General features: G+C 69.5%; 24 protein-coding genes. 12 read left to right on the top strand and 12 right to left on the bottom strand.

Annotated elements, in window-relative coordinates; translation table 11 throughout:
• Window positions 1–199 precede the first annotated feature (199 nt).
• Window positions 200–1,528, top strand: coding sequence for a hypothetical protein (locus ACXJKB_RS03210; RefSeq protein WP_457185351.1), 1,329 nt, complete (start codon window positions 200–202; stop codon window positions 1,526–1,528).
• Between the two features lie 9 nt (window positions 1,529–1,537).
• Here the strand turns inward: ACXJKB_RS03210 and ACXJKB_RS03205 are convergent, their stop codons facing one another.
• From ACXJKB_RS03205 to ACXJKB_RS03195, 3 genes are all read right to left on the bottom strand, one after another.
• Window positions 1,538–1,744, bottom strand: coding sequence for a hypothetical protein (locus ACXJKB_RS03205; protein WP_300045510.1), 207 nt, complete (start codon window positions 1,742–1,744; stop codon window positions 1,538–1,540).
• Window positions 1,745–1,809: 65 nt separating this feature from the next.
• On the bottom strand, window positions 1,810–3,054 hold the full coding sequence (locus ACXJKB_RS03200) for an NYN domain-containing protein (protein WP_457185349.1): 1,245 nt from the start codon (window positions 3,052–3,054) through the stop codon (window positions 1,810–1,812).
• 10 nt (window positions 3,055–3,064) lie between these two features.
• A complete protein-coding gene (locus ACXJKB_RS03195; protein ID WP_457185347.1) occupies window positions 3,065–3,340 on the bottom strand; it encodes a hypothetical protein in 276 nt (91 codons plus the stop codon).
• Window positions 3,341–3,447: 107 nt separating this feature from the next.
• On the opposite strand from ACXJKB_RS03195, the gene ACXJKB_RS03190 reads away from it, so the two are divergent.
• Both ACXJKB_RS03190 and ACXJKB_RS03185 read left to right on the top strand, forming a co-directional pair.
• Window positions 3,448–5,238 (top strand): DEDD exonuclease domain-containing protein, encoded by a 1,791-nt coding sequence (locus ACXJKB_RS03190; RefSeq protein ID WP_457185345.1) that lies wholly within the window; start codon window positions 3,448–3,450, stop codon window positions 5,236–5,238.
• 102 nt (window positions 5,239–5,340) lie between these two features.
• Complete coding sequence (locus ACXJKB_RS03185) at window positions 5,341–6,570, top strand: hypothetical protein (protein WP_457185343.1); 1,230 nt, start codon at window positions 5,341–5,343, stop codon at window positions 6,568–6,570.
• A 33-nt stretch (window positions 6,571–6,603) separates the two neighbouring features.
• On the opposite strand, the gene ACXJKB_RS03180 is transcribed toward ACXJKB_RS03185, so the two are convergent.
• Window positions 6,604–6,882, bottom strand: a complete 279-nt coding sequence (locus ACXJKB_RS03180) for an Lrp/AsnC family transcriptional regulator (RefSeq protein ID WP_129428558.1) — start codon at window positions 6,880–6,882, stop codon at window positions 6,604–6,606.
• 360 nt (window positions 6,883–7,242) lie between these two features.
• On the opposite strand from ACXJKB_RS03180, the gene ACXJKB_RS03175 reads away from it, so the two are divergent.
• The 3 genes from ACXJKB_RS03175 (at window position 7,243) to ACXJKB_RS03165 (ending at window position 12,140) form a co-directional block, all read left to right on the top strand.
• Entirely contained in the window at window positions 7,243–11,154 is a 3,912-nt protein-coding gene (locus ACXJKB_RS03175; protein ID WP_457185341.1) for an Ig-like domain repeat protein, read from the top strand.
• Window positions 11,151–11,777 carry a hypothetical protein gene (locus tag ACXJKB_RS03170; protein WP_457185339.1) on the top strand — a complete coding sequence of 209 codons (627 nt, stop codon included), beginning with the start codon at window positions 11,151–11,153 and terminating at the stop codon, window positions 11,775–11,777. The genes ACXJKB_RS03175 and ACXJKB_RS03170 overlap by 4 nt, the downstream gene beginning before the upstream one ends.
• 78 nt (window positions 11,778–11,855) lie before the next feature.
• Window positions 11,856–12,140 (top strand): hypothetical protein, encoded by a 285-nt coding sequence (locus tag ACXJKB_RS03165; protein ID WP_457185337.1) that lies wholly within the window; start codon window positions 11,856–11,858, stop codon window positions 12,138–12,140.
• 7 nt (window positions 12,141–12,147) lie between these two features.
• Here ACXJKB_RS03165 and trpD read toward each other — a convergent pair whose 3' ends face one another.
• From trpD to ACXJKB_RS03150, 3 genes are read right to left on the bottom strand one after another with little or no spacing between them, the layout of a single operon-like run.
• Window positions 12,148–13,176 carry an anthranilate phosphoribosyltransferase gene (trpD, locus tag ACXJKB_RS03160; protein WP_457185335.1) on the bottom strand — a complete coding sequence of 343 codons (1,029 nt, stop codon included), beginning with the start codon at window positions 13,174–13,176 and terminating at the stop codon, window positions 12,148–12,150.
• Between the two features lie 43 nt (window positions 13,177–13,219).
• A complete protein-coding gene (locus ACXJKB_RS03155; protein ID WP_457185333.1) occupies window positions 13,220–13,636 on the bottom strand; it encodes an Rv3143 family two-component system response regulator in 417 nt (138 codons plus the stop codon).
• Window positions 13,629–14,618: a cytochrome c oxidase assembly protein gene (locus ACXJKB_RS03150; RefSeq protein WP_457185331.1), complete on the bottom strand. Its 990-nt coding sequence runs from the start codon at window positions 14,616–14,618 to the stop codon at window positions 13,629–13,631. Before ACXJKB_RS03150 ends, ACXJKB_RS03155 begins: the two co-directional genes overlap by 8 nt.
• Window positions 14,619–14,755: 137 nt before the next feature.
• On the opposite strand from ACXJKB_RS03150, the gene ctaE reads away from it, so the two are divergent.
• The 4 genes from ctaE to qcrB are packed head-to-tail and all read left to right on the top strand — an operon-like array spanning window position 14,756 to window position 19,113.
• Window positions 14,756–15,334, top strand: a complete 579-nt coding sequence (ctaE, locus tag ACXJKB_RS03145; RefSeq protein WP_457185614.1) for an aa3-type cytochrome oxidase subunit III — start codon at window positions 14,756–14,758, stop codon at window positions 15,332–15,334.
• A 46-nt stretch (window positions 15,335–15,380) separates the two neighbouring features.
• Window positions 15,381–16,253: a cytochrome bc1 complex diheme cytochrome c subunit gene (gene qcrC, locus ACXJKB_RS03140; RefSeq protein ID WP_457185329.1), complete on the top strand. Its 873-nt coding sequence runs from the start codon at window positions 15,381–15,383 to the stop codon at window positions 16,251–16,253.
• On the top strand, window positions 16,250–17,362 hold the full coding sequence (qcrA, locus tag ACXJKB_RS03135; RefSeq protein ID WP_457185327.1) for a cytochrome bc1 complex Rieske iron-sulfur subunit: 1,113 nt from the start codon (window positions 16,250–16,252) through the stop codon (window positions 17,360–17,362). Before qcrC ends, qcrA begins: the two co-directional genes overlap by 4 nt.
• The gene (qcrB, locus tag ACXJKB_RS03130; RefSeq protein WP_457185325.1) at window positions 17,359–19,113 is read left to right on the top strand and encodes a cytochrome bc1 complex cytochrome b subunit; all 1,755 of its coding nucleotides are present in this window, start codon (window positions 17,359–17,361) and stop codon (window positions 19,111–19,113) included. The genes qcrA and qcrB overlap by 4 nt, the downstream gene beginning before the upstream one ends.
• Window positions 19,114–19,206: 93 nt before the next feature.
• Here qcrB and ACXJKB_RS03125 read toward each other — a convergent pair whose 3' ends face one another.
• The 5 genes from ACXJKB_RS03125 to ctaC all read right to left on the bottom strand — a co-directional run bounded on the left by ACXJKB_RS03125 (window position 19,207) and on the right by ctaC (window position 24,916).
• The gene (locus ACXJKB_RS03125) at window positions 19,207–20,370 is read right to left on the bottom strand and encodes an RtcB family protein (RefSeq protein ID WP_457185323.1); all 1,164 of its coding nucleotides are present in this window, start codon (window positions 20,368–20,370) and stop codon (window positions 19,207–19,209) included.
• A 119-nt stretch (window positions 20,371–20,489) separates the two neighbouring features.
• Window positions 20,490–21,716, bottom strand: a complete 1,227-nt coding sequence (locus tag ACXJKB_RS03120) for an Ig-like domain-containing protein (protein WP_457185321.1) — start codon at window positions 21,714–21,716, stop codon at window positions 20,490–20,492.
• 115 nt (window positions 21,717–21,831) lie between these two features.
• A complete protein-coding gene (locus ACXJKB_RS03115; RefSeq protein ID WP_457185319.1) occupies window positions 21,832–22,230 on the bottom strand; it encodes a cytochrome c oxidase subunit 4 in 399 nt (132 codons plus the stop codon).
• Window positions 22,227–24,008, bottom strand: a complete 1,782-nt coding sequence (ctaD, locus tag ACXJKB_RS03110) for an aa3-type cytochrome oxidase subunit I (protein WP_457185317.1) — start codon at window positions 24,006–24,008, stop codon at window positions 22,227–22,229. Before ctaD ends, ACXJKB_RS03115 begins: the two co-directional genes overlap by 4 nt.
• Window positions 24,005–24,916, bottom strand: coding sequence for an aa3-type cytochrome oxidase subunit II (gene ctaC / locus ACXJKB_RS03105; RefSeq protein ID WP_457185315.1), 912 nt, complete (start codon window positions 24,914–24,916; stop codon window positions 24,005–24,007). The genes ctaD and ctaC overlap by 4 nt, the downstream gene beginning before the upstream one ends.
• Before the next feature lie 151 nt (window positions 24,917–25,067).
• Here ctaC and ACXJKB_RS03100 point away from each other — a divergent pair, with 151 nt between their 5' ends.
• Window positions 25,068–26,198 carry a cysteine desulfurase family protein gene (locus tag ACXJKB_RS03100; protein ID WP_457185313.1) on the top strand — a complete coding sequence of 377 codons (1,131 nt, stop codon included), beginning with the start codon at window positions 25,068–25,070 and terminating at the stop codon, window positions 26,196–26,198.
• Entirely contained in the window at window positions 26,195–26,452 is a 258-nt protein-coding gene (locus ACXJKB_RS03095; RefSeq protein ID WP_457185311.1) for a sulfurtransferase TusA family protein, read from the top strand. Before ACXJKB_RS03100 ends, ACXJKB_RS03095 begins: the two co-directional genes overlap by 4 nt.
• The last annotated feature ends 9 nt before the right edge of the window (window positions 26,453–26,461 follow it).

Below are 26,461 nucleotides of genomic sequence, written 5' to 3'. Positions count from 1 at the left end.
CTCGAGGAGCCGTCGCCAATCTTCGGCACAAGATCTCGCGATTTGCCCCAGCCGTGTCGCACCGACCGCCGGGCGCTAGTCGCCGAATCGCCTGCACAGCTCTCCAGCGCGGCGATACGGTGCCCGCACGTCCGACAGGTCTGGAGCTATGACACAACCCCTGCTAACCGCCGAGGGCACCGACCGGATGGTCGCTCCCATGCGGTGGTTCGCGCGCACGTACGCGCTGGCCGTCATCGCTCACCTCATCGGAAACCCGGTGGGCTGGCGCGGCGACCTGTACGGCGGGACGCCGTCGCTGACGATCGTCTCGGCACTGCTCGGGGCATCCGCGCTCGTGCTGCTCGTCCGTCCCGCCGCGAGGCTGCTCGGGGCAACCGCCGCACTGACAGTCGTGTCGTTGTGGCTGGAGCTGCCGATGACGGGCAACCACTGGCTACTCATGGGATTCGTAGCGTTGGCGGTGCTCGTGGCCCTCACCCGGCCCGATCCCTGGGCTTGGCTCGCCGTCACCGGCCGGTGGATCCTGCTCGGCTTCTACGGCTTCGCCGCGTTCGCCAAGCTCAACAGCGGCTTCCTCGATCCCGCGGTGTCGTGCGGAGTCTTCTACGCCAACCAGTCCCTCAGCTCGTTCGGGCTACCGACCTTCGTGAGCGACGGACCCCTCGCTCCATTCACCATCGCCGGTCCCGTGCTGGCCGAGCTGTCAGTGCCCGTGCTGCTGGCCTTCACCAAGACCCGGCGCGTCGGCGTTCTGCTCGCGATGGTCTTCCACACGCTCATCTCGATCGACCTCGACCAACACTTCTACGACTTCACCTCCGTCCTGATCGTGCTGCTCTGCCTGTTCCTGCCGGACGCGACCACGTCGGACCTGGAGGCTCGCGCCACCCGACCGTCGCGAGCCCGGACGGCGGCCCTCGGCCTCGCTCCCGTCCTCGTGGTGTCGTCTTTGCTGCCCCCGACGCTGGTGACTGCGGTGGTGCTCAAGCTGATCCCATTCTTGGTGTGGGTGCCGCTCGCCACGTGGCTGATCGTGCGCACAACTGGGCATGGGCTGGGCCCAGCTCCTCGTCCGATGCGGTTGCCCGGCGTCGCCGCCGTCTTGCTTGTGGCCCTCGTCGTCGGCAACGCGCTCACGCCGTACCTGGAGGTGAAGACGAGCACGAGCTTCAACATGTACGCCAACCTCGTCACGGTCGCCGGGCAGAGCAACCATCTGATCGTCCCGAGGACGCTGCACCTGAGCCACGTCCAGGACGACCTCGTCGAGGTCGTCGGCTCGGAGGACGAGGGGCTCGCGCTGTACGCGACCGAGGGCTACCTCGTCCCGGAGCTCAACCTCCTCGACTACCTCGAACGGCACCCGGACGCCACAGTCGTGGTGCGGGACGGTGACGGCGAGCGCACGCTGGACGGCAGCGACGGCATCCGCATGCCGCTCGTGGTCAGGAAGCTGCTCGCCTTCCGCGCCGTCGACACACAACGCCCGTCGCGGTGCCAGTCGCGGTGGTTCCCCGCGCTCTGAGCGATACCGTCAGGCCGACTCGATGACCGGACCGTTCACCGGCTCCACGAGCCGTAGAGGCGGCACCAGGCCACCTGAGGCCAGCACGTCGAGCGCGGCCATCTCGTCGTCGTCGATGGTCAGCTCGGGTGGTGGGCCGAGGAGCACCGTCACCACGCAGTCGTGGCAGTGCAGCCCACGCACCACGCAGGTGTCGCAATCGATCCGTGTCGTCATGTCCCGAACGGTGACAGGGGCCACCGACAACGCCTCCGCGGCGTGTCGCGCGCCGGCGTGTCGCGCTAGTAGCCGGCGATCACGCCGATCAGCGCCGCCACGGGAACGGTTCTCGCTCCGTCACGTGCCACGTCGCGCGCGACTGCTTGGTCTCCGGTCACCACGACGACCACTCTCCCCCGTGGCTCGGCAGCCACCAGCTGACGGATCACGTCGTCGGCGATGACGCCCTCCGGGCTGAACACCACGCGGACGCCGCGGGGCGCCGGCATCGCCGTGCGCACCGTGGACTCCGCTGCGTCGAACACCACGGTCGTCTCCGCCCCCGTCCTCGCCACCAGCGGCCCCAGTGCAGCGACCAGTCGGCTGCGCTGCGCCTCGAGGCTCGCGCTGGGCCAGCGTTGCTTGGTGACGTTGTATCCGTCGATCACGAGTCGGGCCCGCGGCAGCGCGAGGGTCTGCTCGAGCAGCGCGGGTGTGGCCGGTGCGCTGGAGGAGGGCGCTGCCTCGACACCTGCCAGGGCGGCCTCCACGGCGTCGCCGGGAGCACCACTGACAGCGGGGAGGGCGAGCTCGCGCCGCAGTCCCGTCGCGGCGTCGACGACCGCGTCGAGCAGGAGCCGCGCCCGGATGCTGGCGGCGTCGCGCTCGGACCGCGTCTCGCGTCGGCTGGCGGCGAGGCCGGCCTCGGCCTCCTCCAGCTGGGCGCGCAGTCGTCGTACGTCTGCCTCGGCGGTGCGGGTCGCAGCCGCCGCCGCAGCCAGGGCCTCGTCCCGCGCGGCGTGGGCCTCGTCCCTCGACTGCTCGGCGGCACGCAGCACACCGCGCGCCTCGCCCAGCCTCTGGCGCAGCACCTTGTGGTCGGCCTTCGCACGCTCGAGCTCCCCGCGGTGCTCCGCGCGTACGGCACCGAGCTCGGCCTGCAGCGCTGCCACCTGCGCGGTCAGGCGGGCGTGCTCGGCGTTGGCCTGCTCGTCGCGCTCCTCGTGCTCGCCCAGGGAGCCGGCGACCTCCGCGACGACGGCCTCCCAGCCCTCGTCCCTGGCCAGCCAGGCGCGAGCGGCGGCGTCGACCGGGTCGTCCGCGGAGGCCGGCACGACCGCGACCTGCACCGCCGCGTGCTCGCGGAACGCGGCGTCGTCGAGGGCGGCCCAGATCGCCGAGCCGCCGAGCCGGGCACGGCGTGCCGGCGCGAAGCCGGCGACCTTGCGGAGGGACGGCGGCATCGGTGCGACCGACGGCAGGACCGCCGAGACCAGTGCGACCACCCGCAGGCGCAGCCGCTCCGGGAGGGCCGCTGGGTCGGTCACCGACGTCCCGTCATCCGGCGGCCGGGTCGGCGGACGTGTCCGCCGAGGCGCGATCCACGACCTCGATGGCGTCGTTGCGTCCGCACCAGCGGCAGGAGACCGACTCGACCGCCTCGGAGCGCACCGTCTCCTCCTCGACCTGGTGCTCGCCCGCGAGGTCGAAGTGCCAGTACTCCGTCGTACGACGGGTGCGGGTGACGTCGAAGCGGGTGAGGTTGCCGCAGCCGGCACAACGCCACCGCTCGCCGTCGCCGGGAACGCGGAGGTCGCTGGTCTGCTCGGGCACGGAGGTCTCCTCGGTCGTCGGGCCGCCGCCACTGGTGGGCGGGCGCGGTCAGCGTAGTCCGCGCGCCGCGGCCCCGATGTCGGATCCCACGTCTAGCGTCGTCGGACATGAGCACCACCGCCCACCGTCCGACGCGGGAGAGGTCCCGCTGGGAGGCGCAGCGCAGCTTCGACGAGCTGGGGCGGCCGCTGCGGGACCTGACCTTCTGTGTGGTCGACCTCGAGACGACGGGCGGTTCCGCTGCGGCCGGATCGATGATCACGGAGATCGGCGCGGTGAAGGTCCGGGGCGGCGAGGTGCTCGGTGAGTTCCAGACGCTGGTCGACCCCCACACGGAGATCCCGGCGTTCATCGCGGTGCTGACCGGCATCAGCAACTCCATGGTCCGCGACGCCCCACCGATCGAGACCGCGTTGCCCGCGTTCCTGGACTTCGCGGCGGGGTGCGTCCTCGTCGCGCACAACGCGCCGTTCGACGTCGGGTTCCTCCAGCACTTCGCGCGCGAGCAGGGACGCCCGTGGCCGAAGTTCGAGGTGCTCGACACGGCCAAGCTCGCACGGCGCGTGATCACCCGCGACGAAGCCCCCAACTGCAAGCTGTCGTCGCTGGCCAAGGTGTTCAGCTCGACCACGACGCCCAACCACCGTGCGCTCTCGGACGCCCGGGCCACGGTGGACGTCCTGCACGGCCTGATGGAACGGCTCGGCGGCCTCGGCGTCCACACCCTCGAGGAGCTCCAGACGTTCTCGGCCCGGGTCAGCACCGCCCAGCGCCGCAAGCGCCACCTCGCCGAGGGCCTGCCCCACTCCCCCGGCGTCTACCTCTTCCGCGACGACCGGGCGCGCGTCCTCTACGTCGGGACCTCCAAGGACCTCCGCACCCGCGTGCGCACCTACTTCACGTCCTCGGAGACCCGGACCCGGATGGGCGAGATGGTCGGCCTCGCGGAGTCCGTGACGGGCATCGAGTGCGCGACGCCGCTCGAGGCCGAGGTGCGGGAGCTGCGGCTGATCGCTGAGCACAAGCCGAAGTACAACCGCCGTTCCCGCTTCCCCGAGAAGGTGCACTTCCTCAAGCTCACCCGCGAGGCCTGGCCGCGTCTCTCCCTCGTGCGCAAGGTGCTCGACGACGACGCGGACTACCTCGGTCCGTTCTCCTCGAAGAAGACGGCCGAGAAGTGCCTGGCCGCCCTCCACGAGACCTTCCCCGTCCGGCAGTGCAGCGGACGGCTTCCCCTGGCGCCCTCCCGGTCGGCCTGCGTCCTCGCCGAGATGGGACGGTGCCTGTCTCCCTGCGACGGCTCCACCGACGCCTCGACCTACGCAGCGATCGTCCGTCAACTGCGCGACACGCTGCTGCGCAGCCCCCACGAGGTCGTCGAGGCCATCAACCAGCGCATGACCGCACTGGCCGATCGCGAGCGCTTCGAGGAGGCCGGCATCCACCGAGACCGTCTGGCCACCTTCGTCCGCGCCGCCGCCCGCACCCAGCGGCTGTCGGCGCTCACCGGCTGCCAGGAGATCGTCGCCGCCCGGCGGGAGGACAGCGGCCGCTGGTCGGTGCACGTCGTGCGCCACGGACGCCTCGCCGCGGCCGGTGTGATCCCGCCGGGTGCCGACGCCCACCAGTACGTCCGCGAGCTCACCGCGAGCGCGGAGACCGTCAGCGGGGCGCCCGGTCCGGTGCCGGCCGCAACCGCGGAGGAGTCGGAGAAGATCCTGCGCTGGCTGGAGTCACCGGGCGTGCGCCTCGTCGACGTCGACGGCGAGTGGGTCTGTCCCCTCGGCGGCGCGGCACGCCACCTCGCGGTCTACGACGCCGCCAACCAGTCCCGTCTCTCGCTGGTGCCGTTCGACGAGCAGCGCCTGCCGTCGCCGGTGCACCGGCCCATCCGCTGAACGACACAGCACGATCTTCGCGTTACGGCGGTGTGACGCGGGGCTGCCCCGTACGATCGCGGCTCGTCTTCACCACGATCGCAACGCGCGCGAAAGCGAGTCATGCCCTCCAATCGCCTCCTTGAGCGCCGCTGGGTCCTCACGCCTCTGCTGATCTTCGTGGTGTCGCGACTGGTCTCCGGTGTCATGCTGGCGATCGGGGCAGGTCGACAGGCTGCCATCGGCGCCGGCACCGCCGGCTACCACGTCACGACCCCGACACCATCGTCGCCGGGATACCTCGGCGTCGTCTCGAACTGGGACGGCCAGTGGTATCGCGGCATCGCGGAGCAGGGCTATCCATCGGTCCTGCCGCAGGTCGACGGAGACGTCGTGCCCAACGAGTGGGCGTTCTCGGCCGGGTACCCGTTCGTCGTCAGGTTCTTCATGGCGGTGCTCAGGATCGACTTCCCACTCGCAGCCACGATCGTGAGCCTGGCGTGCGCCGCAGCCGCCGTGGTCCTCCTCTACGCACTCGTCCGTGACCGAATGGATGAATACGCGGCGGTGACGTTGACTCTGGCCCTGTGCTGCTTCCCCTCGGCCCCTGTGCTGCAGGTCGCGTACACCGAGTCGATGTCCCTGCTCCTCGTCGTACTGGCCCTGCGCGCGCTCTCGCACCGCTCTTACGGGTGGCTGCTCGTCTGGGCGGCCCTCCTGTCGGTCACGCGCCCGGTGTCGCTGCCCCTTGCGCTGCTCTGCTCAGTCGTGTGGCTCATTCGGTGGCGCAACCGCGACGACGAGGAGTTCCCGGTCCGCGAGCGGTGGGTCGCCGCGGCGTCTGCCGCCGCCTGCTTCGCCATGGTGGGGATCTGGCCGGCGATCGCAGCCGTCGCCACCCGCAACCCGACGGCGTTCACGGAGACCATGGCTGCGTGGCCGGTCAACAAGTCCCTCGGCGGACCTGCGGTCAACTGGCTGACGCTGGCCGCCATGCACACACTGGCCGTAGGCGCCTTCGTGTTCCCTGTGCTTGCCCTGGTCCTCTACAGCGCGATCAGAAGGCCCACGCGCCTCCTCCCCGCGGCGTGGCGCTGGTGGGCACCCGTCTACATGGTCTACATACTGGCCGCGACCAAGCCCAGTGCCGGCATCCTGCGCTACGTGCTTATCGCGGTCTTTCCCCTGGTGCCCCTGCTCGAACCGCGCTCGAGCACCACCAGCCGCGCCGACGCGATGATGCAGTGGCTGGTCCCGTGCCTCTTCGCGCTGGCCGGCCTGGTGGGCCAGTACTACTGGGTGACCAAGATCTTCACGATCGACGAGGCACCGACGCTGCAACCTTTTCCCTGAGTCTAGGACGGGTCGTCCCGAGCCCAGGAGCGCTCAGTCGAGCCCGATGCTGAAGGCCGACTCGAGGTCGTGCTGCGAGTACGTCCGGAACGCGATGTGCGTCTCCGTCTCCGTCACGCCCTCGACCTTGTTCAGCCGGTCAGCCACGACCGACGCGACGTCCTCGTGCTCACGTACCCGGACGAGCGCGATGAGGTCGATCTGGCCGGTCACCGAGTAGACCTCGCTGACTCCGTCAAGCGACGCGATGGCTTCGGCCACCTCGGGGATGCGCGCAACGTCGGCCTTCACGAACACGATGGCGGTGATCATGTGGTCACCGTAGCGCCACGTGTGCCCCGTTCCCCACCCACGCAGCCTGCTGCGGCCGGCGACCGATCAGTCGGACTGCCTAGTCATTTGTGACCAGACACGGATGTTTCGGCAGCGGCCCTCGTCTGACCCGACCTAGCGTGAGCCGTCACTTACACACGAGGGGAAGTTGTCGGGATGTCGCACGGTCACTCTCGGCGCGGAGGCTGGCGCCTCGGCTCCGTTGCCTACGCTGGTCTCATCGCAGGTCTCGTCGCCGCTCTGCTCACAGTGGGCCTGGCCGGAGTCGCCTCAGCTACGCCTCCCGATACCCCCGGCAACCTCAAGGCCAGCCGGGGCAACAACACGACCGTCACCTTGATGTGGGACAAGGTGTCCGGAGCAGCGGCGTACGACGTCGTAGTCGGCTCGGAGTCCGTCCGCACCGTCAACACCTCCTACGTCCCTATCAAGACGCTGCCCAACTCGGTACAGACTTGGACCGTCCGGGCCATCGGCGCCACCAACGAGACCTCGGGCTGGGCCCAGGCGCAGCTGTCGCCGGGGAACGTGGCCGGTCCGCAGTTGCTGTCCCCCGCTGGCGGCGCCCCCCTTCAGCAGCCCGACGACCCGCCGCTGCTGGCGTGGGAGCCCGTCTCGGGCGCCGTGGCCTACACGGTGACCATCGATGCCGACGACGACTTCGTCGGAGCAACCGAGTTGCGCACGCGCTCGTCCTCCCTCGTCGTGCCCAACGTGCTGACCGCCGGCGACTGGTACTGGAAGGTGGCAGCCGACCTCGGCAACGGCATCTCGTCCGCATCCAGCGACGAGCGCCGCTTCGACGTGCTTCCCCTCGCGGACCCCGCGATGGTCGGCCCCCAAGGCAACGTCGAGGTCCAGGACGTGGTCCTGGACTGGAACCCCGTGGTCGGGGCCAAGTACTACGAGGTGCAGGTCGCACGCAACAACGACTTCACCAACATCATCGAGAGCCGCACGGGCATCCAGGGAACCAACTACTCCCCCGTGGTGACCTATGACAACGCGCAGTACTTCTGGCGGGTCCGCTCCATTGACGTCAACGAGCAGTCAACTCCGTGGAGCGCCGCACGCTCGGTGTTCACGCGCACCTACCCCGACGCCCCGGCGCTTCGGCACCCGGCCAGCGGCTCCATCGTGGGCGCGCCGCTCTACCTCCAGTGGGACCCGGTCCCGCACGCGTCCGAGTACGAGCTCCAGATGGGCAGCAACGAAAACTTTTCAAACGGCACTTTCAAGATCTGTCGCATCGCTGGCACCACCTACGTGCCGTTCGAGTTCGCGATCAACCCGTCGGCGCAGTACACCAGCATCAGGAGCAACGAGGCCTGTCGCCCGGCCGTCAACCAGACGACGTACTGGCGGGTCCGCCCGTTGGACCGGCCCTACAGCAAGCCGGGTGACAACCCGGGCGTCCAGGGCCAGTACTCACCCACCCGGTCCTTCACCTACCGACCGCTGAACATCACCGGGATGCAACCCACGGCCGGAGCTACTGTCGACGTGCCGACGATGTCGTGGAACCCCATGCGCGGCGCCGACACCTACACGCTGCAGATCACGGGCCCCAGCACGAGCTTCAGCGTGACCACGGCCGCCACGTCGTTCACCCCGAGCCGCCGCCTCGCCGAGGGGTCCTACACGTGGACCATCCGCGGGACGACGGTGGACGGCCAGACGTCGATCATCTATCCCAACTCGTTCGTCGTGTCCGGCTCGACCCCGGCCGTCGCGGGCACGCCGCTGACGCCCTTGTCCGGGCGCGCCACCGACCCCGAGACGCCAAGCGCCCCCAACCTGACGTGGGTCCCGCTCACGACGGCCGACCACTACCGCATCTACATCGGTGCGGCGGGGCAGTACACCGAGGACGGCCAGCCCGTCTTCTACGAGCCGACCTTCGCCGACTACTCCTACAACAACCTGGACTACCCGGCCTTCGCCGAGACCAATCCGCGCTACCTGCGTCCGGGGGACTACCACTGGATCGTCATGGCCTATGACGCGAGCAACACCCCGATCGCACAGGGTCCGTTGACGACGTTCTCCGTGTCCGACATCAATACCGTCACCGGTCAGTCGCTCGCCATCGACGGCTCGATCCTCGTGGCAGGCGGCGGCTGCACCGCCCACCTGACCGACGGCGTCAACGGGCCACGGTGCGAGGGCGTCCCCACCACACCGGTCCTCTCCTGGGACCCGGTGCCGGGGGCCAACTTATACATGGTCTACGTCAGCCGGGACCGGTCGTTCACGAACCTCCTCGAGCCGACCAGCTCGATTCCGGCGACGAGCAACACGATGTATGCGCCTACGCTCGACAACGACGCCCACACCTATCCCGACGTCGAGGGTGACCGCCCGCTCTACTGGTTCATTCGTCCGTGCCGCACTGTGGGTGAGTGTGGACCCTCGCCGGTGTCGACCTCCGGGTTGGCCACGAACGCTTTCGTCAAGACGTCCCCCGCCGTGGACCAGCTGCAGAGCGGCGACCGCTCGATGAGCGAGCTCAACTTCTCCTGGCGCGACTATCACCTCACCAACCAAGCCACGACATGGCCGTCGACCGGTGAAAAGAGCACGCAGAGCGCCATGCAGTACCGCATCCAGATCGACACCGACACCGCCTTCCAGGCGCCGTTCGTAGACCAGCAGATCGTGGACCAGGCCACCTACACCGCCTTCGACCGGATCTACCCCGAGGGCGAGCTCTACTGGCGGGTGCAGGCGATTGACTCCGACAACAACGGACTCACGTGGTCCAAGGCGGTGGCGATCGACAAGTCCAGCACCCCGGTCGAGATCGTGTCTCCTGCCGCGGACGGCACCGTCGACGGGACGGCTCCGCTGCGCTGGAAGGCGCAGGCGTTCCTCGGGTCGTACGACGTCGAGGTCTACCGCGGCGACGACTCCAACTTTTCCTCGGGCAACCGTGTCATCAGCGCCACTCGGGTCAAGACCAACGCCTACGTCACCGAAGCGCCGCTGACTCCCTCCTCGTCGGCATACCGCTGGCGCGTGCGGCGCCGGGACGCCACCGACAACGCAGGCCCGTGGACGACCGGGCGCTTCTTCGTGCGTTCCAGGGTGCCGGCCCTGCTCCTGCCGGCGCCCGGGGCAAGCCAGCCCGCCAACGCTCCGACGATGTCGTGGGAGCCAACCCTCGGTGCGGCGAGCTACCAGATGAGCGTTGTCTCATCGACCGGCCGTAGCCTCGCGCAGGTGGAGACCGTGGCGACGTCGTACGCCGTGCCCTCGTCCGCACCGACCGGTCTCTACACATGGGAGGTGACGGCCCTCGACAACGACCGCAAGATCATCGGCGTCGCGCGCTCGACCTTCACCGTCGACGCGGGGATCAAGGTGGTGCGACCGGTCGAGATCCAGGCACCCTCGGGCACCGGTGTCGGTGCGACGGTGACCAGCACCGCACCGCTGTGGGACCCCTCGGATGCCACGATGACCTACCAGTGGCTGCGCGGCGGGACACCGATCTATGGCGCCAACGAAGCGTCGTACGTGCTCACGGCGACGGACTTCGGCGCCGGCATCTCGCTCCGCGTTACCGCCAAGCGCTCCGGCTTCGACGACGCCACGAGCGTGAGCAACATCATCGGGACCACGGCGGGCGGGGCGCTCCAGCCCATGGTCCCGCCCAGCTTGAACGGGGAGCCGGTGCCCGGCTCCACGCTCATCGCGAGCGGCGGGACGTGGAGCCAGCCGGGTCCGACCCTCAAGTACCAGTGGCTCAGGACCGGGACCCCCATCCCGGGAGCGACGAGCAGCTTCTACACGCTCACCCCCGAAGACGCCGGGAAGGACGTCGCCGTCACGGTGCTCGCGTCCAAGCTCGGCTTTACCGACGGCTCCTCGACGACGCCATCGGTCTCGGTGGCCAAGCTCGTGTCAACGACGACGTCCACCCTTTCCGCCACCCGGATCAAGAAGGGCAAGACCGTCAAGGTCGGCGTCACCGTCGCCGTCCAGGGAGTGGCGGCGCCATCGGGCACCGTGAAGATCCAGGACGGCATAAAGACGCTCAAGACCTTCACAGTCGACCCCTTCCGCAAGGGCGTCATGACGGTGAAGCTGTCGAGCAAGAAGCTCAAGGCCGGCCGACACAAGATCAAGCTCGTATACGTCGGCAATGCCTCGACCGCGTCCTCGCACGCCAAGGTGATCCGACTAATCGTCTTCACCAAAGGACGATCCGGCGGGAAGTCGCGGCGGGGGATAGTTTCCTCGCCGTGACCTGGCTCGCCGACCACTGGCTCGACGTCCTAGGGTGGGGCGGGAGCGCCCTGCTCGTCTACTCCCTGTTGCAGGCGAGCGTCCTCCGGCTGCGCGTGCTCAACGCGATCGCGTGCGTGATCCTGATCGTGTTCAACGCCGCGCTCGAGGTCTGGCCGATGGTCGGCATGAACACCGTGCTCGTCGCCATCAACGCCTGGTTCATCGTCCGGCTCCTGCGTGACCGTCACGACGAGACCGCCTTCGAGGTGCTCGAGGTCGGCCCCGCCGACGAGTACCTGCGCCACACCCTCCGCGTGCACGGAGCGGACATCCTGAAGTTCAACCCGACGTTCGTCCACGACCCCTCTGACGACCAGGACGCGTTCCTCGTGCAGAAGGGCGACGAGACCGTGGGGGTCGTGCTCCTGCGCGAGACCGGGGAGACGGCGGACGTGCTGCTCGACTACGTCACGCCCCGGTACCGCGACTTCTCCCCCGGCGAGTTCGTGTGGCGCAAGAGCGGACTGCTCGCCGACCGTGGGATCCGGCTCGTGGTGACGCCGCCCGGCATGGTCGGCGCCTACTACGACCGGCTCGGCTTCCGGCGCGAGGGCGACTCGTACGTCCTCGAGATCGCCTGACGCACCTTTTGTCGTTCCCCTTCACGGAGCGCTGCCCGCCACTAGATTGGCGGCCATATCCGATCGAAGGAGCTAGCCGTGCGCACGATCGCCCTGATGTGCCTCGCCGCGCTGGTGAGTGTGGGAGGCAACCCCGCCCAGGCCGACACCCCTGGCTGCGTGTCACGCCACGAGTTCAACCGTGTGGTCAAGGGAATGACGATGACCAGGGCGCACCGGATCTTCGACATCGAGGGCGTCGTCACCGGCCTCGGCACCCCCAATGAGTTGCGCTACTACGGGACGTGCACCGGTCGGGGAATGGTCCAGGTCGTCTTCAGCCCGCGCGACCGCGTGGTCAGCAAGGACGCCCGCTTCTTCTGAGCCAGGCCTAGGCCGAGGTCGCCGCCACCCACCGCTCGAGCGCGGCCTTCGCCGCACCGGAGTCGATCGCGTCCGCCGCCTTCGACACCCCGGCGGCGAGCGAGGAGTCGACATCGGAGTCCGGCGAGTCGTAGACGGCCAGGGCGGCGCCCGCGTTGAGCAGCACGGCGTCCCGGACCGGGCCCTGCTCCCCCGCCAGGAGACGTCGTACGACGTCGGCGTTGTGCGCGGCGTCGCCGCCACGCAGGTCCTCGGTGGTCGCCCGGGCGATGCCGAGGGACGCCGGGTCGAGCGACGACTCGGTGACCTCGCCCTCGTGGACGCGCCAGAGGGTCGAGGTGGTGGTGGTCGTGAGCTCGTCGAGGCCGTCGTCGCCGCGGAAGACCCAGGCGTCGACGCCGCGACCCGCGAGCACGCCGGCCATCACCGGGGCCATCCGGATGTCGGCGCAACCGATGGCCTGCGCCTGCGGCCGCGCGGGGTTGGTGAGCGGACCGAGGATGTTGAACGTCGTGGCGATGCCGAGCTCACGCCGCGGCACGGCCGCGTGGCGCATCGCAGGGTGGAACGCGGCGGAGAAGCAGAACGTGATGCCGGCCTCGTCGGCTACCTCGGCGACGCGCGCCGGCGGCAGGTCCAGCCGGATGCCGAGCGCCTCGAGCACGTCGGCGGACCCGGACTTCGAGGACGCCGAGCGGTTGCCGTGCTTGACGACGCGCGCGCCGGCGCCCGCGGCGACGATCGCGGACATCGTGGAGATGTTGACCGACATGGACCGGTCGCCGCCCGTTCCGACGACGTCGAGCAGTCGGCCGGGCACCGAGATCGGGTTGGCCGCGGCGAGCATCGCGTCGGCGATGCCCGTGACCTCGTCCACCGTCTCGCCCTTGGCACGCAGCGCCACGACGAGTCCGGTCAGCTGGACGGGTGTCGCGGCGCCCGCGAAGACCTCGTCCATGGCCCATCGCGCCTGCTCGGTCGTCAGGTCGTCACCGGCGACCAGCGTGGAGAGGACGTCGGGCCAGGTGTGGGACATGGGGATCAGGCTAGTGCCGCGGCCGTCCCGCGCCCGAGGGGTGTCAGGAGGTGGCCGGCACCGACGGTCGGAGCAGGCCGATGACGGCCTCGGCGAGCTGGATCGGGTCGATGGGGTGTGGGACGGCAGCCTCGGCGCGCGACCAGGTCGCGAGCCAGGCGTCCTGCGGCCGGCCGGTCAGCACCACGACGGGCGGGCACTGGTAGATCTCGTCCTTGAGCTGCTTGGCGATGCCCATGCCGCCGGCGGGGACCGCCTCGCCGTCGAGGATGGCGAGGGCGATGTCGCCGCGGTCCATGTTCTGAAGGACGACCGGCTCCGTGGCCACCTCGACGTACTCGAGCTCGGGGAGGTCGGGATGCGGACGGCGGCCAAGCGCGAGGATGACCTGCTGGCGGGTGTTCACGTCGTCGCTGTAGACGAGGACCTTCAGGGCACGGTCGGGGGCGGCATCAGTCACGAGAGGCATCGTAACCGTCGTCATCGGCGCCGCGTGCCGAGGCATGCGTCACAGCACCGGGCGGCCGCGTACGCCGCTCCGCAAGGTCCAGTCGCCGGTCCTCCCGGGCAGCTTCCTTCATCGACGAGCGCACCCACTGGATGAAGATGACCCCGAAGAACAGCACGCCGATGAGGTCGCCGCTGGCCCAGAGGATCCCGCCGGCCAGGTGCTGGTCCTCGAGCATTGGCGGCAGCCAGACGCCCATCGGTCCCTCCCGCAGCTCGAGGTAGTGCTCCTCGCCGATGAGCGTCGTCTGGCCCATGATCGTGACGCCCAGGAACGCGTGGAAGGGGAGCGTCATGAGCGTGAGGAGCACGCGGAACGGGGGGCTCACCCGGCCGGGCACCGGGTCGACGCCCACCAGGGGCCAGAAGAACAGCGTCCCGACCACCACCAGGTGGATGTGCATCATCTGGTGGACGAACGAGGAGCCCAGGCTGGCGTCGTACCAGGGGCTGAAGTAGAGCGCCCACGGGGAGGCGACGTAGAGGGCGAAGGCCAGGGGCGGGAAGGACAGCACCTTCGCCACCCGGGAGTGGAGCACCACCAACAGCCACCGCCGCGGCGTCGCCGGCAGCGTCCGGAGGGCGAGCGTGACCGGCGCGCCGAGCGCCAGGGCGAGCGGCACGACCATCGACAGCACCATGTGCTGGACCATGTGGACGCTCAGCAGCGTCGTGTCGTAGATGCCCAGCCCCGACATGGTGGCAAAGGCGAACGAGCCCATCCCCAGCACCACGAACGACAGCGTCCGGCCGATGGGCCAGCGGTCGCCGCGGCGGTGCAGGACGGCCACCCCGAGGCTGTAGAGCCCGACCGCCCAGACGGTGACCACGAAGGGGATCGGGTCGATCCCCCAGTCCGTGAGCACGCGTCCGGGCGTGAATCTCGGGAGGACCTCGGCGGCGTCCGCGGAGAGGGCGAGGAGGGCGTTGTGCACGCTGTGAACTTTATGACGGGACAACACAGGGGGTCGGGGTGCCCCTCGTCCCCACCAACGGCCATAATGGCTCCGTGGCGACAGCAACTGCGACGATTCCGGCCTCCCGTCTGCACGGGCACCACGACCGACCCAGCATGGTCAGCGTGGGCACGATCATCTGGCTCTCGAGCGAGCTGATGTTCTTCGCGGCGCTGTTCGCGTCCTACTTCACCATCCGGGCGGTGAGCCCCGAGCTGTGGGCGCAGGAGACCGCCAAGCTCAACGTCCCCTTCTCCACCGCCAACACCGCGATCCTGGTCGCGTCGTCCTTCGCCTGCCAGTGGGGCGTCTTCGCCGCCGAGCGCGGCCAGGTCGGGCGCACCGGGGGCCTGCTCAACTTCGCCAAGTGGGGCCTGCGCGAGTGGTTCATCCTCACCTACGTCATGGGCGCCGTGTTCATCGGCGGCCAGGCCCTGGAGTACGCCGAGCTGATCGAGCACGGCGTGACCATCCCGAGCTCCGCCTACGGCTCGATGTTCTACCTGACCACCGGCTTCCACGGCATCCACGTGGCCGGCGGACTGATCGCCTTCCTGTTCGTCCTGGGCCGCACCTACCTGGCCCGACGCTTCACCCACGAGCAAGCCGTCACCGCGATCGTCGTGTCCTACTACTGGCACTTCGTCGACGTGGTCTGGATCGGCCTGTTCTTCACGATCTACGTCATCCAGTAAGCACCGCCCAGACAGCCAACACCGTCGCAACCGGCAAGGACTCATCGTGCGTTTGCTCAACCGAACCGCTGGACGCCTCTCCCGGCACCGTCGGGGACCGCTTGCGGGTCTCGCCGTGCTGCTGCTGGGACTGTTGATCAGCGGCTCCCTCTACGCGGTCTTCTCCCCCGCCCAGGCTGACTCGCAGGCGAGCGAGACCGAGCAGGTCGCGAAGGGCAAGGAGCTCTTCATCGCCAGCTGCTCGTTCTGCCACGGCCAGAACGGCGAGGGCGTGCCCACCGTCCGCGACGGCTACCAGCTCGGCCCGTCGCTCGTGGGCGTGGGCGCCGCTGCCGTCGACTTCCAGGTCGGCACCGGCCGCATGCCGATGGCGAGCCCCGGCCAGCAGGCGCCGCGCAAGCAGGTCGCGTTCAACGACGAAGAGGTCGCCGCGCTCGCCGCCTACGTCGCATCGCTGGGCCCCGGCCCGGCCATCCCCAACGAGGCCGACTACTCGGTCGACGACCTGTCGGAGGAGGAGCGCCAGGAGGCGATCTCCCGCGGCGGCCAGATCTTCCTCACCAACTGCACCGCGTGCCACAACTTCAACGGCGCCGGCGGCGCGATGCCCCGTGGCGGCTACGCCCCCACGCTCCACGGCGTCGAGCCGAAGTACATCTTCGAGGCGATGCTCACCGGCCCCCAGCAGATGCCCAACTTCAGCAACGGCAACCTCTCCCCCGAGGAGAAGCGGGACGTCATTGCCTACCTCGGTAGCCTCGAGGAGACCCCCGAGTACGCCGGCTTCACCCTGGGCGGGCTGGGCCCGGTCTCCGAGGGTCTGTTCGCCTGGGTCATCGGCATCGGCGGTCTGGTGGGCGCAGCGGTCTGGATCGCCTCGCACACGACCCGCAGCAAGAAGAGCAAGGTGAACGCGTGAGCAACGACAACTCCTCGACCCCGGAGCACCCAGTCAACGCGCCTGACGGCACTCCCGTGCCCTACGCGACGCACGTGCCCACGCACCGCGACGCCGAGCCGATCTCCGACCCGGGGCTGCCGGCCCACACCTGGCGTCCCACCGACGTCGACCCCAAGGCCGAGAAGCGCGCCGAGCGCCAGATCGCGGCCATGTTCATCGCCGCGATGCTCTTCGCCGTCCTCTTCGTGGTCGCCTACTTCTCCTTCGAGGTCGGCGACAACTGGGACACCTTCGCCGGCCTCGGCGCGTCGACGATCACCCTGGGTCTCACCCTCGGCCTCAGCCTGCTGCTCATCGGCACCGGCATCATCCACCTGGCCCGCAAGCTGATGGCCGACCACGAGATGGTCGAGATGCGCCACCCGGCCGCGTCGCCGCAGGAGGACCGCGACCTCACCGTCCAGGCCCTCAACGACGGGCTCGCGGAGGCCGGCATCGGCCGCCGCCCGCTGGTGCGCAACACCATGCTCGGCGCCATCGGCGTGCTCGGCCTGCCCACGATCGTGCTGCTGCGCGACCTGGCCCCCGGCAACGCGCTCGACGTCGACAAGCTCGGGCAGACCATCTGGGAGCCGGGCATGCGCCTGGTGCGTGACGTCGTCGGCACGCCCATCCTCGCCAGCGAGATCGAGATGGGCGACCTGATCAACGCCGCCCCCGAGGCGATGTTCCCGACCGAGGAGAACGGCTACCCCGAGCTGCACGGCGCGGAGGAGCAGGCCGAGAAGGCCAAGGGCGCCATCATCATCGTCCGGATGGACCCCGACGACATCATCCCGCTCCCGGGCCGCGAGAAGTGGACCGTCGACGGGATCATCTCCTACTCGAAGATCTGCACCCACGTGGGTTGCCCGATCTCCCTCTACGAGCGCACCACCCACCACGTGCTGTGCCCGTGCCACCAGTCGACCTTCGACCTCGCGGACCACGCGAAGGTCATCTTCGGTCCGGCTGCCCGCCCCCTCCCCCAGCTGCCCATCGCGGTGGATGACGAGGGCTACCTGGTCGCTCAGAGCGACTTCAACGAGCCCATCGGGGCTAGCTTTTGGGAGCGTGAGAAGCTGTGAGCGTCGACACCAGCAAGGTCGCGACGAGCAATCGCACGGACGCCGCAACCGCATCGAAGCCCGGCCCTGCCGGCTCGCTGGCCTCCTGGGCCGACGACCGCCTGGGTCTGGCCACGGCGATGAAGAAGAACCTGCGCAAGGTCTTCCCCGACCACTGGTCGTTCATGCTGGGCGAGATCGCCCTGTGGAGCTTCGTGGTCCTGCTGCTCACGGGTGTCTTCCTGACCCTGTGGTTCAACCCCTCCATGGGTCACATCACCTACGAGGGCTCCTACGACCAGCTGCGCGGCGTCGGGATGTCGGAGTCGATGGCCTCGACCCTGCACATCTCCTTCGACGTGCGCGGCGGCCTGCTGATGCGCCAGATGCACCACTGGGCGGCCGCGATCTTCATCGCCTCGATGATGGTCCACCTGCTCCGTGTCGCCTTCACCGGCGCCTACCGCAAGCCGCGCGAGCTCAACTGGGTCATCGGCTGCCTCCTGCTGCTCCTCGGCACGCTCGAGGGCTTCACCGGCTACTCGCTCCCCGACGACCTGCTCTCGGGCACCGGCGTCCGGGCGGCTGACGGCTTCCTCAAGGCGACCCCGGTCGCCGGCAGCTACATGTCGTTCCTGCTCTTCGGCGGCGAGTTCCCCGGCGAGTCGATCATCCCGCGCCTCTACATCATCCACGTGCTGCTGATCCCGGGCATCCTGCTCGCCCTGATCGCGGCCCACATGCTGCTGCTCGTCTACCACAAGCACACGCAGTGGCCCGGCCCCGGCCGCACCGAGCAGAACGTCGTCGGCTTCCCGATGCTCCCGGTGTACGCCGCCAAGGCCGGTGGCTTCTTCTTCATGGTCTTCGGTGTCATCGCCATCATGGGCGGCCTGCTGTCGATCAACCCGGTGTGGAAGTTCGGCCCCTACGACCCGACCAAGGTGACGGCCGGCTCGCAGCCCGACTGGTACATGGGCTGGCCCGACGGCCTCCTGCGCATCATCCCGACCGGCTGGGAGTCGGTGATCTTCGGCTACACGATCTCGTGGAACGTGATGCTGCCGATCCTCATCGTGCCCCCGATGATGCTGGTCATCCTGATGCTCCTGCCGTTCATCGAAGGCTGGATCACCGGCGACAAGCGGGACCACCACCTGCTCCAGCGTCCGCGCAACGCGCCGACGCGCACGGCGGTCATGGTGTCCCTGATGACCTTCTACGGCCTCGCCTGGGCCGCGGGCGGCAACGACATCATCGCCATCAAGCTGCACCTCAGCATCAACCAGATCACCTACTTCATGCGGGTCGCGATCTTCCTCGGTCCGCTCCTGGCGTTCTGGATCACCCGCCGCTGGTGCATCTCGCTGCAGCGTCACGACAACGAGAAGCTGCTGCACGGCTACGAGACGGGCATCATCACCCGCTCCCCGGAGGGGCAGTACGCCGAGCGGCACCTGCCGATCAACGAGACGTCCGCCTACACCCTCACCGCGCGCGACCGCGACGAGGTCTACACGGTCGGGAGCGACACCGACGCCTCCGGCGTGGCCGCACCCAACTCGCGCTCGGAGAAGCTGCGGGCCAGGCTCTCGTCGTGGATGTACAGCCACAACGTGCAGAAACCCACCCGGACCGAGCTCGAGGAGGCGCACCACCACGCCGAGCACGAGGCCGAGCTCCAGGCGGGCCTCGACCACCCGGTCGACGGTCACCAGTTCGACGACCACCGCCTGCGCGACACCGACGACGTGCCGCTTCGCGACCACTGATCGTCGTACGACATGCACGAGGGCCCGCCGGGATGACTCCCGGCGGGCCCTCTGCTCGTCCGCGGTGGCTCAGCCGGCGGCCGCGCCCGTGGCTCAGTCTCCCTTGACGTTGACCAGCTGCCGCAGCACGTGGCGCACCTCCACCAGGTCGGCCGCGTCGGCCATCACCCGGTCGATGTCCTTGTAGGCCGCCGGGATCTCGTCGATGAACGCGTCGGTGTCGCGGTACTCGATCCCCGCCATCGCCGCCCGCAGGTCGTCGCCGGTGAAGGTCTTCCGCGCCCGGGTCCGGGAGTACTCCCGGCCGGCCCCGTGGGGTGCGGAGCAGAGCGATGCCGGGTCGCCCTTCCCGACGACGACGTAGGACGCCGTACCCATCGACCCCGGGATCAGGCCGGGCCGGCCCGCCTCGGCGTTGATCGCGCCCTTGCGGGACAGCCACACGTCGCGGCCGTAGTGGTGCTCGGGCTCGGTGTAGTTGTGGTGGCAGTTGATCTCCTCCACCCGCTCCACGTCACCGTCCACCCACTCGCCGAACTGGCGCACGACCCGGTCCATCATCTCCTCACGGTTGAGCAGCGCGTAGGTCTGCGCCCACCGCATCTCGCGGATGTAGGCATCGAACTGCTCCGTGCCCTCGGTGAGGTGGGCCAGGTCACGGTCGGGCAGGTACTCGCCGGCGCAGAGCTCGCGGGCGACCGCGATGTGCTTCTGCGCGATCCGGTTGCCGACCCCTCGCGATCCCGAGTGCAGGAACAGCCACACTCCCCCGGTCTCGTCGGCGGTGACCTCGATGAAGTGGTTGCCCGACCCGAGGGTGCCCAGCTGCAGGTCCCACCGCTTGGCGTACGACGCCGGGTCGAAACCAGCCTCGGCCGCCAGGGCCCGCAGCTGCTCGAGCCGCTGCTCGGTGTGCTCGCGGCTGACCGTGCGGTTCGCGGCACCGGCGTTGAGCGGGACGGCCCGCTCGATCGCCTGGCGCACCGGCTTGCGGTCGCTGGGCAGGTCGCCGGTGGCGTACTGGGTCCGCACGGCGATCATGCCGCAGCCGATGTCCACGCCGACGGCGGCGGGGATGATCGCACCGAGGGTCGGGATGACCGACCCGACGGTGGCACCCAGGCCGAGGTGTGCGTCAGGCATCAGCGCGACGTGCGGGTGGATGAACGGCATCGTGGCCGTCCGCTCCGCCTGCGCGCGCGTGTTGTCCTCGAGGATCGACGCCCAGCTGATGAGCGTCGGGGTCAGGTTCTCCATCGTCCTTCCTTCTCTGGGAGGGTCCCGCACATTGCGGGCCGACCCAGGACCGTACGCACCCGGAAACGGCTTGCACCGTCCATTTCCGGTGCCGTAGGGGCGACGGCGGAGAGGTGGCGTCAGCTGAGCGCGGAGCCCTGCTTCCAGGCGGCCGGAGCGAGGTTCCAGTCGCCGTAGCCGTTCTCGAGCGTCATCGGACGGTCGGTGCCGGTGTACTCCACGACGTCGCCACGCCGGGTCATGGCGTAGAGCCAGCCGGCGTCGGCGGTCGACATGCCCGTGCAGCCGTGGGAGACGTTGGCGTAGCCCTGGGAGCCGACCGACCACGGTGCGGCGTGGATGAACTCGCCCGAGTAGGTGACCCGCATCGCCCAGCGCACGTCGTCGATGTCGTAGGCCTCGGGGCTGTTGCGGTTGATGCCGACCGTCTCGGAGTTCATCCGGCGGGTCTCGAACTTCTCCATGATCACCTTGACCCCGGAGCGGGTGGTGAAGCCCGGCTTGCCGGTGGTGATCGGCAGCGTGCGGAGCAGCTCGCCGTTGCTGAAGACCTGCATCTGGTGGGTCTGGGCGTTGACCTTGTAGACATGGGCGTCGCCGACGTGGAAGGACAGTTGACGGTCCTCCTGGCCGTAGATGCCGTTGCCGGCGGGCAGGCTGTTGAGGTCGAGGTCGACCGAGACGTCGGTGCCGGCCTTCCAGTAGCGGGCGGGGCGGAAGTGCGCCTCGCTGTCACTCAGCCAGTACCACGAGCCCTTCTGGGCGGGGGTGCTGGTGACGTTCATGTGCTTCTCGAACATCGCCCGGTCGGTGACCGGGATGTCGAACGTGACCACGACGGGCATGCCGACGCCGACGGTCTCGCCATCGAGCGGGGCGATCGAGGGGTAGGTCTGCTGGTCGAGGGTCAGGTCGATGGTGTGGAATGCACGGGTGCGCTCGACCGCCTCGCCGTCGGAGCGGGTCGCCGAGGCGGAGATCCGGTAGTCGGTGCCCGGCTCGAGCAGGGACGTGGAGGTCCACGTGCCGCCCTCGACGCGGCCCTGGACCGGTCCGGCCGCGGACGTGACGCGTACGTCGGACAGGTCGCCGCCGTCGGCCGACACGGTCACCGGCGCGTCGATCGGCACCGACCCGGGGTCGGCGAAGCTGGTGGTCAACCGGACGGGGTCGACCTGGGCGGCCTCCGAGGCACCCGGGGTGTCGCCGGGAGCGGCCGGGGAGCCGTCATCGGACGTGGGGCTGCTGCTGCACGCGGCGAGGCCGGCGGAGAGCATCAGCAGCGCCGCCGCGGCCGCCGTACGACGGTGCGCGGGACGCGTGGACCTGAGCGCGCGAGTGCGCATGCGACGTGACCCCCATGGAGAGCCCGCCCCGGACGGGCGGGGCGGTGGAACAGAAGAACCCGTCCAGCGTACGTCGCGGACGGGCTCTTCCAGAATTCCCACTCAGGGGCGCGGCTCAGTGGGCGTGCTCGCCCCGGTAGTACTCGAAGACGAAGCCACACGTGACGACGGCACCGGTGGTGAAGCCGATGATGACCAGCCACCAGGCCGACATCGCGACGCCGTAGACCATGACACCGAGGGCGAGGGCGCACCACAGCGGCCACCAGGAGTAGGGCGGGAAGAAGCCCAGCTCTCCGGCCCCGTCAGCGATCTCGCCCTCCTTGCGGTCCTCAGGCCGCGGGTCCATGCGCGAGGCGTGGAACCCGAGGTAGAGGGTGATCATCGCGGTGAGGAGGGCGGTCATCACCAGCGCGGACGTGCCGGTCCAGTCCCCGGAGAGGAACCAGTAGCCGGGAGCCACCACCGCCACGAACACGGTGGTGATCCCGAAGATCCATGCCTCGGCCTTCATCGGTCCCTCTCCTCGTGGGTGCCGTCGACCGGAAGGTCGGCGCGGTCGCGCAACATCTCCTCGCGGCCGTGCACCTCGGGCGCGTCAGCCACCTGGCCGTCGCGCTCGGCGTCGTTGTCGGCCAGCTCGAGCAGCGCGATCTCCGGGTGGTGCAGGTCGAAGGCGGGCGACTCGGAACGGATGCGCGGCAGCGTGTGGAAGTTGTGGCGCGGCGGCGGGCAGCTGGTCGCCCACTCGAGCGAGCGGCCCCAGCCCCACGGGTCGTCCACCACCACCTTCGGCGCCTTGGCCGAGAGGTAGACGTTGAGCAGGAAGGGCAGCGTCGAGGCGGCCAGCAGGAACGAGCCCACCGTGGAGATCTGGTTGAGCGTCGTGAAGCCGTCCTGCGGGAGGTAGTCGGCGTAGCGACGCGGCATGCCCTCGACACCCAACCAGTGCTGGACCAGGAACGTGGTGTGGAAGCCGACGAACAGGATCCAGAAGTGCAGCTTGCCGAGACGCTCGTCGAGCATCCGGCCGGTCATCTTGGGCCACCAGAAGTAGAAGCCGGCGAACATGGCGAACACCACCGTGCCGAAGACGACGTAGTGGAAGTGCGCCACCACGAAGTAGGAGTCGGACACGTGGAAGTCCAGCGGCGGGCTGGCCAGGATGACGCCGGTGAGGCCACCGAAGAGGAAGGTCACCAGGAAGCCGATCGACCACAGCATCGGGGTGTCGAAGGACAGAGATCCCCCCCACATCGTGCCGATCCAGTTGAAGAACTTCACTCCTGTCGGGACCGCGATCAGGAAGGTCATGCCGGAGAAGAACGGCAGGTCCACGGCGCCGGTGACGAACATGTGGTGCGCCCACACCGCCACCGACAGCATCGCGATGCCGAGGGTCGCGGCGACCAGGCCGACATAGCCGAAGATCGGCTTGCGGCTGAAGACCGGGAGGATCTCCGACACGATGCCGAAGAACGGCAACGCGATGATGTAGACCTCCGGGTGGCCGAAGAACCAGAACAGGTGCTGCCACAGGATCGGACCGCCGTGCGACGGGTCGAACACGTGGGCGCCGAGGATCCGGTCGGCCTCCAGCGAGAGCAGCGCCCCCGCGAGGATCGGGAACACCATGATCACGAGCATGCTGGTGATCAGCGTGTTCCACACGAAGATCGGCATCCGGAACATCGTCATGCCGGGCGCGCGCATGCAGATGATGGTGGTGATGAAGTTGACGCCACCGAGGATCGAGCCGAGACCGGCCATCCAGAGGCCCATGATCCAGAGGTCGCCACCCACGCCCGGACTGCGTACGGCGTCGGAGAGCGGCGTGTAGGCGAACCAGCCGAAGTCGGCGGCGCCCGAGGGCGTGAGGAAGCCGGACGCGGCGATGAGGCCACCGAACAGGAACAGCCAGTAGCTGAACATGTTGAGGCGCGGGAACGCCACGTCGGGCGCACCGATCTGCAGCGGCATGATCACGTTGGCGAAGCCGAAGAACAGCGGCGTCGCGAACAGCAGCAGCATGATCGTGCCGTGCATCGTGAACAGCTGGTTGTAGAGCTGGTCGTTGACGATCTGCTGGCCCGGGTAGGCGAGCTCGGAACGGATCAGCATGGCCATCAGGCCGGCGACGAGGAACCACCCGAACGAGGTGATCAGGTACATCTTGCCGATCAGCTTGTGATCGGTCGTCGTCAGCAGGCGCACCGCCTGCTCACCGAGCGGCTTCTTGCGCTCCGGCGGAGGTGCCGCGGCGTGCGGGGTGGCTGTGGTTGCAGCGCTCACTGGCTGTGTCCTTCCGAGTCGTCGTCGAGACCCGCCTGTTCCCGGACGAAGTCGCCACCGAGCACGGGCTGCTCGGCGGTGTTGCCGGCGTCGGCCAGCTCGAGGAGGTACGCGTCGTACTCCTCCTGGCCGACGACCTCGACGTTGAAGAGCATCCGCGAGTGGGAGACACCGCAGAGCTCGTAGCACTTGCCGGCGTAGGTGCCCTCGACGGTCGGGGTGACCTGGAGCCTGTTGACCCGGCCGGGGATGACGTCCATCTTCACGAGGAACGACGGGACGCCGAAGTCGTGGATGACGTCAGGAGAGTGGAGGTTGAACTGGATGGTCTGGTCGACCGGCAGCACGAGCGTCGGGATGTCGGCGCCGGTGCCGGACGTGTACACGTAGGAGCCGTAGGCGAAGTCGCCGTCCTCGGCCGTGGCGGACGGGTTCTGCTCGCCGACGCCGTAGTTGAACGTCCACGACCACTGCTGGCCGAGCACCTCGACGGTCATGTCGGGGTTGGCGTCGAGGTTGAGCACCTCGTCCTGGACCCGCACGGTGTGGAAGAAGAACACGACGCACATGAGGACCGGGGCGATCGTGTAGAAGACCTCGAGCGGCAGGTTGTAGCGCGTCTGCCGCGGCACCTCGTCGTCGCTCCGACGACGGAACTTCACCACGGCGTAGAGGATGAGGCCCCAGACGATGACGCCGGTCACCATGGCGGCGACCCAGGCCCACTTCCAGAGCTCGTAGGTGTAGGGACCCTCGGCGGTGGCCCGGTCGGGCATGGCCAGGTTGCGGATCTGGTGCGTGTCGGCCTCGGAACATCCGGCCAGCACCAGCATCGTCACGCCCAGGAGCGCGACCCTCAGGGTGCGCTTCAGGGGCGCGCCTGAAAGGTTGGGGACTTGCAGACCCACTGACGAGCCTCTCTCTCGGTCCTTCACGACACACAGAGAGTATCCCCATCTGACCGCGTCGTGCGGGGCAGGGTCGGGTGTCGGCCGATCTGCGCAGGTCACGGTCCGTCCGCCCGCGCGCAGGCGGCTGCGCGTGGCATAAGTTGCCCGTGTGACTGCCCCTCCGGCCCGGTCCGTCGACCTCGACAGCGCGTCCTCGGCGCCGCTGCACCCGGCGGCACGCGAGGTGCTCCTGGCCGCCCTCGACCGGGGGTACGCCGACCCGCGCCGGCTGCACCGCACCGGCCGCGACGCACGGCTGCTGCTCGACAACGCGCGTGAGGCCACGGCAGGCGCGCTGGGCGTGCGGCCCGACGAGGTCACCTTCACCCCCAGCGGCACCCACGCCGTCCACCTGGGGCTGCTCGGGCTGCTGCGGGGCTCACGGCGCGGGAGCGCGGTCGTGCACTCGGCCGTCGAGCACTCGGCCGTGCGCCACGCGGTGGCGTGGGGGGCCGACGGCGACCGGGAAGTGCGCGTCGACCGGTCGGGGGTCGTCGACCGGGACGGCCTCGTCGAGGACGCCCGCTCCCCCGGCGTCGGCGTCGTCGCCCTCCAGACCGCCAACCACGAGGTGGGCACCCTCCAGCCGGTCGGCGGGCTCGACCTGCCCGACGACGTCCCGCTCTTCACCGACGCGTGCGCGTCGATGGGTCGACTGCCCCTGCTCGACGGCTGGGCGGCGGCCGCGGGGTCGGCCCACAAGTGGGGTGGCCCGGCGGGCGTCGGCGTGCTGCTCGTCCGCAAACGGGCACGGTGGCGCAACCCCTTCCCCGCCGACGACCGCGCCGACGAGCGGTCGACCGGCTTCGAGAACGTCCCCGCGGTCCTCGCTGCGGCGGCCGCGCTGCAGGCGGTGGTGGCCGAGCGCGACGAGGTCAACGCGCGCCAGCACGAGCTCGTTGACGTCGTACGCCGCCGGGTGGCCGCGGAGGTGCCCGACGTGGAGGTCGTCGGCGACCCCGACAGCCGTCTCCCCCACCTGGTGACGTTCTCCTGCCTCTACGTCGACGGCGAGGCCCTGGTGACCGAGCTCGACCGGCGCGGCTTCGGCATCGCGAGCGGCTCGGCGTGCACCGCGTCGACCCTGACCCCGAGCCACGTGCTGGAGGCGATGGGCGTGCTGACGCACGGCAACGTCCGGCTCTCGCTCCAGCGCGAGACCAACCGCGCCGACGTCGACGCCTTCTGCGACGCGCTGCCCGGTGTCGTCGCCGAGATCCGGTCGCGGGTCGGCCTGTGACGCCCCCTCCCGGTGGACGCCTCCACGTCGCCCTCGAGCTCGACTGCCGAGAGGTGCCGTGCCCGATGCCGGTCATCGAGCTCGCGCGCCACCTCGGCGACGTGGAGGTCGGCGAGCTGCTGGCGGTGGTTGCCCACGACCCCGCGGCTGCGGTCGACGTACCTGCCTGGTGCCGGATGAAGGCGCAGGACTACGTCGGCGCGGACGCCGCCGACGACGGTGCACCGCGCTACGTCGTACGACGCCTCACCTGAGGGTCGAGG

This window comes from Nocardioides sp. P5_E3 (assembly GCF_054049275.1).
This window is presented reverse-complemented; position numbering and strand designations above follow the sequence as displayed.

What these genes read in the sequence shown, in the direction of transcription:
- ACXJKB_RS03210 (WP_457185351.1), top strand. Translation starts at nt 200, where the DNA reads ATGCGGTGGTTCGCGCGCACGTACGCGCTGGCCGTCATCGCTCACCTC.
- ACXJKB_RS03205 (WP_300045510.1), bottom strand. Translation starts at nt 1,744, where the DNA reads ATGACGACACGGATCGATTGCGACACCTGCGTGGTGCGTGGGCTGCAC.
- ACXJKB_RS03190 (WP_457185345.1), top strand. Translation starts at nt 3,448, where the DNA reads ATGAGCACCACCGCCCACCGTCCGACGCGGGAGAGGTCCCGCTGGGAG.
- ACXJKB_RS03185 (WP_457185343.1), top strand. Translation starts at nt 5,341, where the DNA reads ATGCCCTCCAATCGCCTCCTTGAGCGCCGCTGGGTCCTCACGCCTCTG.
- ACXJKB_RS03180 (WP_129428558.1), bottom strand. Translation starts at nt 6,882, where the DNA reads ATGATCACCGCCATCGTGTTCGTGAAGGCCGACGTTGCGCGCATCCCC.
- ACXJKB_RS03175 (WP_457185341.1), top strand. Translation starts at nt 7,243, where the DNA reads ATGTGGGACAAGGTGTCCGGAGCAGCGGCGTACGACGTCGTAGTCGGC.
- trpD (WP_457185335.1), bottom strand. Translation starts at nt 13,176, where the DNA reads ATGTCCCACACCTGGCCCGACGTCCTCTCCACGCTGGTCGCCGGTGAC.
- ctaE (WP_457185614.1), top strand. Translation starts at nt 14,756, where the DNA reads ATGGTCAGCGTGGGCACGATCATCTGGCTCTCGAGCGAGCTGATGTTC.
- ACXJKB_RS03125 (WP_457185323.1), bottom strand. Translation starts at nt 20,370, where the DNA reads ATGGAGAACCTGACCCCGACGCTCATCAGCTGGGCGTCGATCCTCGAG.
- ACXJKB_RS03120 (WP_457185321.1), bottom strand. Translation starts at nt 21,716, where the DNA reads ATGCGCACTCGCGCGCTCAGGTCCACGCGTCCCGCGCACCGTCGTACG.
- ACXJKB_RS03115 (WP_457185319.1), bottom strand. Translation starts at nt 22,230, where the DNA reads ATGAAGGCCGAGGCATGGATCTTCGGGATCACCACCGTGTTCGTGGCG.